The sequence below is a fragment of the Nocardia sp. NPDC057455 genome (assembly GCF_042802775.1).
Taxonomy (GTDB): Bacteria; Actinomycetota; Actinomycetes; order Mycobacteriales; family Mycobacteriaceae; genus Nocardia.
In genome coordinates this window covers 1-13,007 of sequence record NZ_JBHVDM010000035.1, presented here as the reverse complement: position 1 = coordinate 13,007, position 13,007 = coordinate 1, and the positions used below count along the sequence as shown (strand labels likewise).

Here is a 13,007-nt window from a genome sequence, read left to right as displayed (position 1 = left end):
AATATCAGGCCGTCCGGCCGATTACGTGATCGTTGGGCGAGGTGACGATGGCCATATGACCGGGCTGGGGCAATTCACAACCCGGGGTCTCACCCGCGTCGACAACCCGATACAGCCCCGGGGGCCCGCCCGCCGCCCGCAACCGATCCAGCAGATCGTGGGCGCGCCCGGCCAGTTCGGGGATGCGCGCGGTGCGCCCGGTGGCCACCGCGGCCGTCAACGGCACCTCGGCGGCCTCACCGACGATGGCCAGCACGTCGGGGGTCACGCTGAACGTTCCGGTACGAGCGGGCACGTCGTCGACCGGCACCAGCACCGTGCCGCCGGCGGCGGACAGCACCGACAGCGCCCGCGAGCCGAGCGGATCGGCCAGCGCGGCCTGGACGCGCCGGAGTTTGCGCCGGGCCGCGTCCGTGCCCGTGACGGGTCTTCGCTCGTCCGGGTGCGCCGGAATGTCCAGCGCCACGACCTGGTACGACCGCGCGATCGGGATGCCGGTCGCCCTGGCGAGCTCGCCGACCGCGTGCCCGCTCAGCAAGGCGGAGACCAGCGTCTGTGCGGCGGTCTGATGTTCCCGCGCGACGGCGCGGTGCTCGTCCACGTAAGCGGTCGACGCCGCCACGGTCACCATTTCCAGAACGTGGATCGCCATTCGCGCACCCGCGAGAAAATCGTCGGTCCGCTCGTCGGCGACCGCGTCGGCGAGGAATTCCAATCCGTTGCGGATTTCGTCGTGATACGCGCCGAGCACCGTTTCCAGAGCGATGCCCTCCCGCGCCCAGCGCGAGGCGAAACCGGCGATCTCCGGGGGTCGCGGCACCGCGGGTGCCGGACGCGGCGCCAGCAGTTCGACGGCGGCCGCCAAACAGTTTCGCGCGGTGCTCGCGACATCGCCGGACGCGTCGTGGCCGGCGCGCTCGGCGAGGTGTTCGACGAGTTTCGATGTCAATGTCTCGGTACTCGTACTCGGCTGCCTGCCCATCATGCCTTCCGAAGGTTAGCGACGGATCGTGATGGAATCGAGATATGTTCCGCCGAATCGGGTAAGTCATCAGCGGCCGCCCGGCCGATTGGGCACGATCACAAGCATTTCGAGCGGATTGCGGCCGAGGGCGTCCGGCGCGGGCAGACCTGCTGCGGCACCATGATTTCCGGCTCCGGCCCCCGAGCCCTCGCGGACTCGCCCGATCCCGAAGTATGTGACGCAGCGCCGTCCGCGCATTTCCGGCGCTGCGTCGAGATCACCCTAGATCCGTGGGCACCGCCCTGAGAAGTCCCCCGCGGCGCTGTGGGGACGGTTCATCGGCACCCACGGCCATGATTGGGACCTCGCACAGTCCGTGTCGTCGCAGCGGGCACCGCCGTCGCATGCTATGAACCGAGTGATCCCAGGGGCAAACCTGTGAGCTGTCACATCAGATCTTCCGAATCGCTGTGCAGCGGATCGCGGCGCCGATAGCATCGAGCGCCGCGCTGCCGTACGGTGTCGCGACGAGTTTCGAAGGGCTACACCACATATGAGCGGTACGCGAGAGAAGCTGGACGAGCTGCGGGGGATCCTGGAGCTGGCCGAGGAGCCCGCAGGCGAGAACGGCATCGCGAAGCGCAAGAGCAAGGGCATTCCCAGCGCGCGGGAGCGGGTACGCGCACTCCTCGACCCGGGAAGTTTCGTGGAGATCGGCGCGCTGGTGCGCCAGCCGGGCACCCCCGGAGCCATGTACGGCGACGGCGTGGTCACCGGCCGCGGCCGGATCGAGGGCAGACCCGTCGTGGTGATCGCGCACGATCAGACCGTCTTCGGCGGCTCGGTCGGTGAGATGTTCGGCCGCAAAGTCGCCGCGGCACTGGATTTCGCCACCACGAACGCCTGCCCGGTCGTCGCGATCAACGACTCCGGCGGCGCCCGCATCCAAGACGCGGTCACCTCGCTGGCCTGGTACGCGCTGATGAGCCGCCGCCAGGAACGGCTGTCGGGCTTCGTGCCACAGGTATCGATCATGCTGGGCAAATGTGCGGCGGGCTCGGTCTACGCACCGGTGAACACCGACGTCCTGATCGCGACCGAGAAGTCGTACATGTTCGTCACCGGCCCCGAGGTGATCAAGGAGGTCACCGGCGAAGAGGTGACCATGGAGGAGCTGGGCGGCGCGCAGGCGCAGGCGGCCACCGGCACCGTCCACCACGTCGCCGCCACCGAGCAGGACGCCTTCGACTGGGCCAGGACCTACCTGAGCTATCTGCCGTCGAGTTGCCTGGAGCCGGGCCCGGTCGTCAATCCCGGGCTGGAGCCGCAGGTCACGCCGCACGATCTGGAGCTGGACTCCATCGTTCCCGATTCCGATCGGCAGGGCTACGACATGCACGAGATCCTGCTGCGCCTGTTCGACGACGGCGACTTCCACGAGATCAGCGCGGCCACCGCGCAGAACCTGATCACCGGCTTCGCCAGGGTGGACGGGCGCAGCGTCGGGGTGATCGCGAACCAGCCCTTGGTGCTCGGCGGTGCGATCGACGCCAAATGCTCGGACAAGGCGACCCATTTCATCCGGTTGTGCAACGTCTTCGGGTTGCCGCTGATCTTCGTCGTGGACACCCCCGGCGTGCTGCCCGGCGTGGAGGAGGAGCGCAGCGGGGTGATCAAGCGCGGCGGGCGATTCTTCCGCGCGGTGATCGAGGCGACCGTCCCGATCGTCACCGTCGTGGTCCGCAAGGCTTACGGCGGCGGCTACGCCGTGATGGGCTGCAAGCAACTCGGCGCCGATGTCAGCCTGGCCTGGCCGACGGCGCGCATCGCCGTGATGGGCGCGGAGAGCGCGGTGAGCATCGTCGGCAAGCGTCAGCTCGCCCAGGTGCCCCCGGAGCAACGCGCGGCGCTGCGCGACTACATGATCGAGCAGTACAACACCACAGTGGCCACGCCGTGGATCGCCGCCGAGCGCGGCTACATCGACGCCGTGATCGAGCCCTCGCGGACCAGGTTGGAGATCCGCCGCGCGCTGCGCCTGCTGCGCGAGAAAGAGGCGAGCGCCGAGCCCAACCCGCGCAAGCACAGCCTCTTCCCGGTCTGAGGCGTCCCGCGGCTCCGGTTAGGTTGTGTCACAACGTAACCGGGTCATCTGGTGGGATCTCCGACGATCCGCGCCGAAAGGGGCCGCCCGGGCACGCCGGTGCCTTAATCTCAGGGCAGTGCCGGGCCGCTTCGTTCGCCGCGTTGCATCCCGGCACGCGACGTGCCCGCTGCGCCTGTCCCTACCCTCGCCCGGCGGGCACGCCGCACCAAGGCTCAGCCGTGCCCCCAGGTGAGGTCGGCCGCCACCCATTCGGTTTCCCACCGGCGCAGCCGACGCCGATCGAGTCCGCGGCGCAGCAGCAGGTAGCTTCCCGCGAGCACGATCGAGACGCCGAGCACCGCTCCCGCGGTGAGCATGACCGCTTTGCCTGCGGGCTGGGACGACGACGGCGGCTCGACGATCGCACCGCGCTCGTTCAGCCAGATCGGCACGGTGGAACCCGGCTCCACCACCGTGGTCGACTGATAGTCGCCGGTGTGGGTCACGCCGTCGGGATCCTTCCAGGACACGCGCGCGGGCACCACCGGTGCGTACAGCGGCGCCTTACCGGTTTCGATCACGGTGGCATCGACCTGATGCAACCGCGCCGTCTCGGCCTGCACCGCGGCCGTTTCCACCCGGTACACCCGGCCACCGACGGTCGTCGCCAGCACGGGCACCACGATCAGGAACACCAGGGCCAGCAGCACCGCGACCCCGGATTGCACACGATCTTCCCTGCGACGCAGCGGATTTCGATCCAAGCCGACGCGGCGGCACGTGCGGCGGTACATATTCACCGACCCGGTAGGCATGACGGTGACTCCTCGTTACGGAATTCGGCGGTGAGGGTGACGAGGGTGTCGAAGAATTCTTCGACGAGGCCGGGCAGACCCATCGGATTCGGGCCTGCCGCCCAGCTCTGCAGCGCCGCGAGCAGCATGCCCGCGCCGGCGCCTACGGCGACCGCCGGACGCGGATCCGTCAGCGGATCCACCCCCAGCCGCGCCGCGATGATCCGGACCGATTCGCGCTGCCCATCGATACGGATGCGCTGATAGCCGGCGAACAGTTCGGGTTCGTCCTCGAAGCGCTGGAACAAGGCCCAGCGGCGAGCCAGCAGGGACGCACGGACGCCGCCGTACTCGGTGGCGAGCCAGTCGTGGACGGCATTGCGGTAGGCGATCAGGGGCGGCTCGCCCGGCGGCCGGTGGCACAGCGCGGCGTTGAACAGGTGGACGTCTTGATCGACATCGCCGAGAACCGCCTCCTCGATGGAGGCGAAATGCCTGCTGAACGTGCGCCGGGTGACACCGGCTCGCTCCGCGATGTCCTCGACCGCCACCGCTTCCAGCCCCCGCTCGGTGAGCAGGTCGAACGCCGCGCGCGACAACGCTTCGCGGCTGCGCCGAGTACGCAGCCGACGGCCGTCCAGACCGACACCGTCGTCGCTCATGCACACAGCTTACTCCCTATTGTCCCAATGGGACAATATTCCGCCCTTCCCCGGCATGAATGCGGCGGTGTGCCGCAGGGCGCGTTCCGGTCACCCGCGTGGGTGGTCCACCGGTTCGTCGACCGTCGGCGGGACGCCGTCGCGCAGGACCTGGAGCAGTTGCCGGGAATGCTGCGGCGAAGGGGCCAGCAGCGAAAGTTGGTTCAGCGCCGCGTAATACACGTCCAGGTCGGCGATCTTGTCCAGATACAGCGCGCTGGTCAGCTGCTGGAGGTAGACGATGTCGGGCAGATCCGCCTCGGCGAAACGCAAGATGGTGAACGCGCCGTCGGTGAGGGCCTGGCCGCCCACATGGTCGGCCAGGATCTGAATGGTGACGTTCGGCTGCGCCGCCGCGCGCAACACGCGGTCGAGCTGGGCGCGCCAGACGGTCGAGCCGCCGATCCTGCGGCGCAGCGCCGCCTCCTCGATGATCATCCACAGCTGGGGCGGGTGCGGGCCGGCGAGGATGTCCTGCCTGCGCATGCGCAACGCGACACGACGTTCGATCGACTCCTCCGACTCCCCCGGATGCGACAGGGTGAGCAGCGAGCGGGCGTACTCCGGAGTCTGCAGCAATTCGGGAACCGCTCGCGGTTCGTAGCTGCGGATCAAGCGCGCCGCCTGTTCCAGCCCGAGATAGGTGTCGAACCATTTCGGCAGCCAGTCGTTGTCCCGCGCCCACCAACCCGACGCATTGGCCTGGCCGGCCAGTTCCAGGTAACGCTCCCGTTCCTCGGGATCGGTCACCCCGTAGAAATCGAGCAGGTCCACCAGATCACGTTCCCGGCAGCCGGTGCGCCCTAGCTCGAGCCTGCTGATCTTCGAATGCGACCCGCGTATGGCCTCACCCGCCGCCTCGCGGGTGATGTTCCGGGACTCGCGCAGGCGACGCAGCCTGCCACCGAGGACCATGCGTAGGACCGTCGGCCCGCCGCCGGACACCGGATGACCGCCGGGCCCGGCAGAATCGGTCGCCTGTCGTTCCTTCGAAGGGCGCATGTCTCGAGTCTGCCATGTTCACCGGGTCGTTATCTATGGTCGAAAGTCCCTGTAACGCTAGGTATTCGTGGTCCCGCCGAACTCGGCGCCGTGCCCTGACGGCCAGGCGCGGCCGGACGGGAGGTCCACGATCCGCGGCTCGCGCTCGCGCAGCGCCGCGATGAGGTCGCGGGTGTACTCGGGCGGCGCGGCGTGCACCGACAGCAGATTCGCCACCGCGCGGTAGGCCGCGAGATCCGCGTCCTTGTCCAGGTACAGCGCGCCGGTGAGCTGCTGGAGGTACACGATATCGGGCAGATCCGCCTCGGCGAAGCGCAGCATGGCGAACGCGCCGTCGGTCAGCGCGGGGCCGCCGACATGATCGGCGAGCACCTGCACCGTGATGTTGGGCGCGTCCACGGCCCTCAGCAGGTGCTCGAGCTGGGCCAGCCACACCTGCGATCCGCCGATCCTGCGCCGCAGGGCCGCCTCCTCGACGATCAGCCACAGCTGGGGCGGGTCGGGTCTGGTCAGGATCTCCTGGCGGCGCATCCGCAGGGCCACGCGCCGCTCGATCGACTCCTCGTCCTCGTGCGGATGCGCCAGCACGAACAGCGCGCGGGCGTAGTCGGGAGTCTGCAGCAGTTCGGGGACTACCCTCGGCTCGTAGCAGCGAATCAGCTGGGCGGCCTGCTCCAGCCCGAGGTAGGTGTCGAACCACTTCGGCAGCCAGTCAGCGTCACGATGCCACCACCCCGAGGTGTTCGCCTGCTTGGCCAGCTGCTTGAACTCCGCGCACTCCTCCTCGTCGGTGATGCCGTACAGCGCGAGCAGATCCACCAGATCCCGCTCCCGGAAACCGGTGCGCCCCAATTCCAATCGACTGATCTTGGAGTGCGAGCCGCGAATCGCCTCGCCCGCTTCCTCGAGCGAAATGCCGCATGCCTCACGTAGCCGCCGCATCCGGCCGCCGAGGATCATCCGCAAGACGGTCGGGCCGCCCTCGGCGGCGGGAGCCGTTCCACGAGCGATGGTTTCGTTTTGAGGCCGCACTACCGAAGCACGCATCTACCGAGTCTCGCATGCGCACTGCCCACACTCCAGCACCGAGCCCATCGGAGCGACACGAATGCGCAGGTGTAAGCACATCCGCACGATCATTCGCGGGACAGCGCGGACAACCGCTCGCCCCGGTCGCACACCAGACGTCGCGCGCGCTGTCATCCGGGCCGGCTTCGCACACCCCCGCGCCAACCTACCGACGAGCGAAACCGGTTGCAGTGTCGTGCATTCGGGGCAGTGGCACCGAAATATGCTGGACGAGAACGCATTCCCGGAGGCGCGCCGTTCGACCGAGCCGGTTTCACGACGTGGTTTCGGACGCCGTCGCGACGGCTTCGGCCCTCACATTCGCGGTGATGACGAGGCCGAACGGTCAGCGCAACAGCACGTCCGCCGTCGCACGACCGAACAGCTTGCGGTCCCCGCAGGTCGCCGTCAACGCGATCGTGGCCGCACGGCGCTCCGGATCCAATTGCTTGACACGCCCATGGAATTCGATCGCGCTGGCCTTGGTCGCCGGAACCGGGGCGAACCCGGCGAACCGCACCCCGTACCGCGTTACGGCGGCGGGATCGCCGAGCCACGAGGTGAGATATCCGGCGCCGAGACCCATCGTCAGCAGTCCGTGCGACACCACATCGGGCAATCCCGCGCTGCGCGCGACCTCGTCGCTGAAGTGGATCGGATTCGAATCGCCCGACACGCCGGCGTAGTTCACCAGATCACCACGAGAGAGCAGCACGGTGCGTGGGGCGAGTTCCATGCCGACGGACAAGTCCTCGAAAGCGGGACCGGTACGCGGCGTGCGCGGCTCCGCGGGCGGATCCGATTGCGCCGGCTCATCGAAGCTCTCGACGAGTCCGCCGTCGTCGCCGGTCCGGCGCGCGGCCGCCGCGTCCCTGCGGTCGGCAGCCGATTGCCCGGTCATGATCACGCCGTCGACCGCCGCGCGCAGATCGGCGGCGAGCTCGACTCCGGTCTGCGCCACCGCTGTGGTGTGCGCGGTCTGCAACACTTCCTTGTGCTGGTTGCTCAGCACGTTCCTGGTGACCATGAAGTCCTTGTCACCGAACTGCCGGAACGACTCGATATAGGAGTCGCACCGCACCTCGTCGCCCGCGACGATCGGCCGGTGCACCCGGATCGACTGTTCGGTCTGCAGCACTTGGCCGAGGTCGTAGCCGGTGAGCACGGACTCGAACATCTTGCGCTGCATCAACATGAGGATGATCGAGGAGAACGTCAGCGGCGCGACGAGCCCGTCGAAGCCCAGTCCCTCGGCGGCGTCTTCGTGCCGGTGCGCCGGATGGCCGTCCTGCAACGCTCGCGCGAACTCCCGGATCTTCTCGCGTCCCACCTCGTACGGATCGGTCAGGCGGTAGTGCCGCCCCACCAGTGCCTCGGCTTGTTCGGACGCGGTGGTCGTGATGTCGTTCATGTGCCTCTCTCGGGAATTCGGGCGTCACCCCGCCCAGCCCGGCCCACCGTACCGAAGCGGCGACGACGCCGCACAGCACTCTAGCCAGACCTGGGCATACGAACCGAAGGGGTCACAGTGATGATCGCCATCGCAGGCCCACCGTGTTAACCGGAGCCCTCCCGGCGTCGTCGCCCGGTCAGCACTCGTCGGGCGCCCGGACTCCCCGTAGCCTGTCGTCGAGCCAGATCATGGCTTCCGGATAACCGAGCGCACCTGCGATGATGTGCTCGCCGAGCACGCTACGGTACACGGCGGGCACCCCGAGGCCGCACTGCTCCAGATAGAGATTGCGCGCGCCCTCGGCCGGGATCCAGAACTCCTGCTCCCCGTTGTAGATGTACAGCGGAGTCGCCGACCTCATGCCGGCCATCTTCGTCACCCGATAGATGTCCGCGGCCAGCGCCGAATGCAGCGGATCGGGAAAGTTCGCGGCGATGTCGATCGGCAGCATCAGCACACCGATCGCTCCGTAGCTACTACCGCACATGTTCTTCACCGGTGAGGTGGCCACCCACTGGGCGAGATTGTTCATCCGGGCCAGAATCTCCGGTCGCTCGCGGCCGATCCCGAAGACCGCTCCCATGAACACCGCCGAGGCGAGGTTGCCGTTCATGCTGCGCGCCAGGAGCTCGAAGTCGGCGGGGACCCCGCCGAGCGCGGCGCCGACGATCACGTCCGCCAACTCCGGTGCGTAACCGTCGATCAGCTTCACTGCCCCGTGCGTCGCGATCGCGCCGCCGGAATACCCCGCGAGCCCGAACTTCGCGGCGCCGAACTCCTCCGGCAGCAGACCGCGCACCGCCCTGATCGAGTCCAGCACGGCGTGCCCGGCCACGATCGGTTCGGCGTAGGCCATCGAAGGGCCCTCGTGGTCCGGAATCAGCACGGCGTAACCGCGCAGCGCCGCCACATGCGTGGTGGGTGGCAGGAAGTCGGTGAAACTGGTGTCCGGGTTGAGCCCGTGCGCGAGGGTGTATCCCGGCGTGCAGGTACGGCCGAGGGCGTCGATGGGCAGGTTGTTCACCACCACCGGTCGCTGCCCCGGTCCCGGCCACGGTGCGGCGGGAACGACCAGCGTCGCCGTGGCATACGACGGCGCGCCGTGCGCGTCCGTGGTGCGGTACTTCAGCAAGAGCGCCCGCTGGATGGGCATCAGCATCAACGGTGCGGCGGTGGGGCTCACCTCGCGTATCTCGATGACCTGTCCCTCGGCCAGTTCGCCGAGATTCGCCGGCCGCAGGTCGAACATCGGATCGCCGACGGCGGAGGGCAAGGCGGCCGCGCGCAGCGCCGCCAGCGACGGCGACAGCGTAGTCGCCTCGTGCGCGGGTGAACTCGGCTCCGGCAGCGGCACGATCGGCGGCGGCGGGATGACCTGATCGATGAGCTGTTGCAGCCCGGGCAGGAGCCCGCCGGGCGGCGGCGTGGGCGCAGGCTCTGCGGCAGCGGGGACGGCCAGGACCGAGCTGGCTGCGAGCAATGCCACAGCAATGGCACGCGAGATTCTCATGGCACACGCCTTCGGGTGCGAACGGCAACGTCGTCTGGCACCCGGGCGCAGTGGCCTTCGACCCCCGAATCGGCCCCTGTCAGACCGGGAGCCAGGAAGTCAGGCTACGTCAGCGCCCATGCCTGGACGCAGTAAAGCATCCGAGTTGTGTTGTCGCGTATCCATATCGCAACAACCGGGCCGAGACCCGTATCCGGAGAACGGGTCCCGGCTCGGCCGGTCGTGTGTGTTCGCTCAGCAATTACTCGGCGCGGGCTCCCCTCGGAAACGGGCGTCCAGCCAGTTCAGTGCCGCCGGAATGCCGAGCACCGCCGCGGTGAGATGGTCCGGAACCGGGATCTGCTCGGCCTGCACTCTGGCGCCCGCCGCACACCACCGCTTATCGGTGTTGACCACCGCGTCGATCGGGATCAGGCCATCGATCGGCGAATGCCATTCGAACACCGGCGTCTTCGGCACGCCGTCGTAGAGCTCGAGGCTGTTCTCCTCGACCACGGCGCGGGCGGTGTCGTCGTTGATCATCGAGGTCGTCTTGGCGAAGTCCAGCGCACCGCGGCCAGCCCCGGTCGAGAGGATGTCGTTGGTGCAGCTGTTGGCGATCTGCGCGCGGGCGGCCAGCCCGCGCTCGTTCAACTGCTCGCTGAGCGGAAAGCGAGTCGGATACTCACGCTCCAGCCCGAATCCTGCGGCGAAGGCGAGCCCGAACACCGGGTGCGGGTTCAGACCCAGCCCCTCGAGCATCTTCACGAGATTCATCGGCACGCCGCCCATGGCCGCGCCGGCGATGTCGAGTTCCGGGGCGTACTTCGGCTGCAGGGCCGCCGCCCACGCGGTGGCCATCCCGCCGCCGGAGTACCCGACCATCGCCACCGGGCTGCGCTGCACCCCTAGCTCGGTGACCTGCTTGGCGGCGCGAATCCCGTCCAGGGTGATCTGGCCGCCGAGCTTCGCGGCGCCGTAGGCGAAATTCGGACCGAGGTGGTCGGGCAGCGCGATGCTCCAGCCGCGCGCCAGCAGGACGTTCCAACCCGGCGCTTCCCGTACGACCAGGTTCGGATCACCGGTGTAGAGCACCCGGGAGACCGAGCACTCCGAGCCGAGCCCGTTGATGATGTGCTGGAACGACAGCAGCGGCCCGTCGGCGCGGTGCGCCTTGGGCGTCAGCACCGTGGTGGTCGCGGCGATGGGTTTCCCCTCCGAACTCGTCGACCGGAACCGGACCACGGTCACCGTGGTCTCCGGGAAGATCGCCAGCGGCGGCATCACCCTGGTCGCGATCACGTCGCCGGGCTTGCGGTCGGCGATATCCGCCGGTGTGGCGTAGAAGGGATCCGGATCGGGTTCGGGGTACAGCGGCGCGCTGGTGGCCGCACCGGCCATGCTCGCGACCAGCGCCAGGCCCGCGGCCATCGCTCCGATCGCACGCGCGAGACGTCGTCGCCCCACTCCCCTACCCAACGAACGTGGGCCCTGACTCATCGACGTGTGCCTCCTGAATCGTCCAACGCTGTGCTCATCCTCGGCAACATCACCCACGCTGGGCACCACCCGACGCGATCATGTTGACAAATCACAAGTTTCGGGTGCCCGGCCTGTGGCGGACGCGCGCCCCGGGTGGTGACTGTACCCGACCGCTCGACGTCCGTTCTGTGACATTTCCAGCCGATAACTTGGAACATGTTCTCAGCAGTGGCTGCCCCTTACCGTCAGACCTACCGGCACGGCCGCCGCGCCGGTGGGAAGGAGACGGTGGCATGGACGGCACTGCGCGCAGACTCGCCGACCGCGACGACACCCAGGATCCGCCGACCCGGCGGATCACCGTCTACTTCGACGGCCCCACCCCCGAGGACGCCCTGGTCCTCGAATACGCCGCGACCAGGACCGAAGCGTGGGAGTTCACCTCGGCCGCCGCACACGCCGGACTCACCGTCACCGTCGACGCCAAGGTCAGTCCCGGCCTGCGTAGGTTACCGTGCCGGTCGCTGTGGCGCTGAGTACGCGGGCTCAGGGCCGATCGAGCACACCGCGCAAGAAGGCGAGCGCGTCGGGAAACGCCTCCCGCGCCGCGCCGAGATGATCGCCGGGGTACCAGCTCACCCGCAGATCGGTGCCTGAGGCGCGCAGTTCCGCGATCAGCTCGACCGTCAACGGCGCGGGCACCTCCAGATCGGTCAGCCCTTGGCCGAGATACAACGGCACGGAGTAGCCGCTCGTCGGCACCCGCAACATCGCGCGCACGGCGGCGAGCAACGCGGGATCGTCCAAAGGCCGCGACAGCATGGCGCCGATGCCGATACCCGACAACCGCGCGTCCGCCTCGGCCGCGCAATCCGCTTCCACGATGCGCAGGACGTCGCGGCCCACCGGCGTCAGATAGCTGTCGATGTCCAGCTCCGGCGCACTGGCGCGCAGTCCGGCCAGTAGCATGCCGAAGTAGGTTGTCGTCTTCTGCAGCGGCAGTCGCGGCAGCCAGGGCCCGGCCAGCGGGAACAGCGCGTCCAGGTTCGACGGCGTCCCGGTCGAGGCGGCGCCGCGCAGATCGAGTTCCGGCGCGTCACCGGGTGCGAGGTGAGCGGTGAACAGCGCCGCGTGCCCGCCCTGCGACTGGCCGAAAACCGCCCAGCGGGTGCCGAGCGAGGGCGCGACCGCCCGTGCGGCGCGCACGCCGTCGATGATGCTGCGGGCCTGTGCCGGACCGTCCAGGTAGGGATGCACGCCGGGGGTACCGAGTCCGACATAGTCGGAGATCACGACCGCGTATCCCGCGCGCAGCAGATCCGGGTACACCGACGTCAGGTAGTAGTCCCGGAGTTGCAGCGTGAACGCGCAATCGTCGGCGATCCCCGATGTGCCGTGCGCGTAGGCGATGATCGGCCAACCGCCTTGCGACGGGGAGCCTTCGGGCAGATACAGCACTCCGGTGCTCTGCATCGGCCCACGCGGGCCACGCGACCAATACGTCAGCCGTTCGGCGGTCGTCGCTCCCGCCACGTGCAGCCGCCCCGCCAGCTCCACCAGATCCGTCACGGTGCCGGGCGCTTCGCCGACCCGGGCGCCCGCGGGCCCGGCCAATACGACCGTCACCGAGACCACGACACCTGCCGCCCCCACCATGATCCGTCCACACCGCACCGACCGACTATGCCCAGCCGGAGCCGTACCGGCAAGCCACCACAATCGGTGGCGCTGCCCGGGGGAGCCTCGCCGGAGCCGCCCCGGCTCGCTAGGCTCGGGTGATCACGCCGGAAAGCGGTGCCGAGGGTTACACAGGAGGTTCGACCGTGGCGCAGCGGTACCCGCATCGCCTCGTCACCCGGCGTCGCGCGGCCGCGCTACTCGCGGCGGGCCTGCTGCCCTCGGTGGTCGCCTGCGGTGCCGATGCATCCGCGCCGTCGGCGGATATCGCCACCACGACCACCTCCAGCG

General features: G+C 68.9%; 11 protein-coding genes. 2 read left to right on the top strand and 9 right to left on the bottom strand.

The window, feature by feature from the left end; genetic code table 11:
• Positions 1-4: 4 nt before the first annotated feature.
• Positions 5-949: a transcriptional regulator gene (locus ACFU5M_RS16495; protein ID WP_379049537.1), complete on the bottom strand. Its 945-nt coding sequence runs from the start codon at positions 947-949 to the stop codon at positions 5-7.
• Between the two features lie 568 nt (positions 950-1,517).
• Here ACFU5M_RS16495 and ACFU5M_RS16490 point away from each other — a divergent pair.
• The gene (locus tag ACFU5M_RS16490) at positions 1,518-3,068 is read left to right on the top strand and encodes an acyl-CoA carboxylase subunit beta (protein WP_379049534.1); all 1,551 of its coding nucleotides are present in this window, start codon (positions 1,518-1,520) and stop codon (positions 3,066-3,068) included.
• Positions 3,069-3,283: 215 nt separating this feature from the next.
• On the opposite strand, the gene ACFU5M_RS16485 is transcribed toward ACFU5M_RS16490, so the two are convergent.
• The 7 genes from ACFU5M_RS16485 to ACFU5M_RS16455 all read right to left on the bottom strand — a co-directional run bounded on the left by ACFU5M_RS16485 (position 3,284) and on the right by ACFU5M_RS16455 (position 10,988).
• Positions 3,284-3,778: a hypothetical protein gene (locus ACFU5M_RS16485; protein WP_379049532.1), complete on the bottom strand. Its 495-nt coding sequence runs from the start codon at positions 3,776-3,778 to the stop codon at positions 3,284-3,286.
• Between the two features lie 68 nt (positions 3,779-3,846).
• Positions 3,847-4,506, bottom strand: coding sequence for a TetR/AcrR family transcriptional regulator (locus ACFU5M_RS16480; protein ID WP_379049530.1), 660 nt, complete (start codon positions 4,504-4,506; stop codon positions 3,847-3,849).
• A gap of 90 nt (positions 4,507-4,596) precedes the next feature.
• Entirely contained in the window at positions 4,597-5,547 is a 951-nt protein-coding gene (locus tag ACFU5M_RS16475) for a helix-turn-helix domain-containing protein (protein WP_379049528.1), read from the bottom strand.
• A gap of 57 nt (positions 5,548-5,604) precedes the next feature.
• On the bottom strand, positions 5,605-6,594 hold the full coding sequence (locus ACFU5M_RS16470; RefSeq protein WP_379049526.1) for a helix-turn-helix domain-containing protein: 990 nt from the start codon (positions 6,592-6,594) through the stop codon (positions 5,605-5,607).
• A 367-nt stretch (positions 6,595-6,961) separates the two neighbouring features.
• Positions 6,962-8,026, bottom strand: a complete 1,065-nt coding sequence (locus ACFU5M_RS16465) for a fused (3R)-hydroxyacyl-ACP dehydratase subunits HadA/HadB (protein WP_379049523.1) — start codon at positions 8,024-8,026, stop codon at positions 6,962-6,964.
• A 178-nt stretch (positions 8,027-8,204) separates the two neighbouring features.
• Positions 8,205-9,578, bottom strand: a complete 1,374-nt coding sequence (locus ACFU5M_RS16460; RefSeq protein WP_379049520.1) for a lipase family protein — start codon at positions 9,576-9,578, stop codon at positions 8,205-8,207.
• 234 nt (positions 9,579-9,812) lie between these two features.
• A complete protein-coding gene (locus ACFU5M_RS16455) occupies positions 9,813-10,988 on the bottom strand; it encodes a lipase family protein (protein ID WP_379049517.1) in 1,176 nt (391 codons plus the stop codon).
• Positions 10,989-11,332: 344 nt separating this feature from the next.
• On the opposite strand from ACFU5M_RS16455, the gene ACFU5M_RS16450 reads away from it, so the two are divergent.
• Positions 11,333-11,575: a hypothetical protein gene (locus tag ACFU5M_RS16450; RefSeq protein WP_379049514.1), complete on the top strand. Its 243-nt coding sequence runs from the start codon at positions 11,333-11,335 to the stop codon at positions 11,573-11,575.
• 10 nt (positions 11,576-11,585) lie between these two features.
• Here the strand turns inward: ACFU5M_RS16450 and ACFU5M_RS16445 are convergent, their stop codons facing one another.
• Positions 11,586-12,695 carry a lipase family protein gene (locus ACFU5M_RS16445; protein ID WP_379049640.1) on the bottom strand — a complete coding sequence of 370 codons (1,110 nt, stop codon included), beginning with the start codon at positions 12,693-12,695 and terminating at the stop codon, positions 11,586-11,588.
• Positions 12,696-13,007: the final 312 nt, after the last annotated feature.

Bases quoted from the DNA above. Each gene is read 5' to 3' on its own strand.
- ACFU5M_RS16490 (WP_379049534.1), top strand. From the start codon at position 1,518: ATGAGCGGTACGCGAGAGAAGCTGGACGAGCTGCGGGGGATCCTGGAG.
- ACFU5M_RS16480 (WP_379049530.1), bottom strand. From the start codon at position 4,506: ATGAGCGACGACGGTGTCGGTCTGGACGGCCGTCGGCTGCGTACTCGG.
- ACFU5M_RS16475 (WP_379049528.1), bottom strand. From the start codon at position 5,547: ATGCGCCCTTCGAAGGAACGACAGGCGACCGATTCTGCCGGGCCCGGC.
- ACFU5M_RS16470 (WP_379049526.1), bottom strand. From the start codon at position 6,594: ATGCGTGCTTCGGTAGTGCGGCCTCAAAACGAAACCATCGCTCGTGGA.
- ACFU5M_RS16465 (WP_379049523.1), bottom strand. From the start codon at position 8,026: ATGAACGACATCACGACCACCGCGTCCGAACAAGCCGAGGCACTGGTG.
- ACFU5M_RS16460 (WP_379049520.1), bottom strand. From the start codon at position 9,578: ATGAGAATCTCGCGTGCCATTGCTGTGGCATTGCTCGCAGCCAGCTCG.
- ACFU5M_RS16455 (WP_379049517.1), bottom strand. From the start codon at position 10,988: ATGGCCGCGGGCCTGGCGCTGGTCGCGAGCATGGCCGGTGCGGCCACC.
- ACFU5M_RS16450 (WP_379049514.1), top strand. From the start codon at position 11,333: ATGGACGGCACTGCGCGCAGACTCGCCGACCGCGACGACACCCAGGAT.
- ACFU5M_RS16445 (WP_379049640.1), bottom strand. From the start codon at position 12,695: ATGGTGGGGGCGGCAGGTGTCGTGGTCTCGGTGACGGTCGTATTGGCC.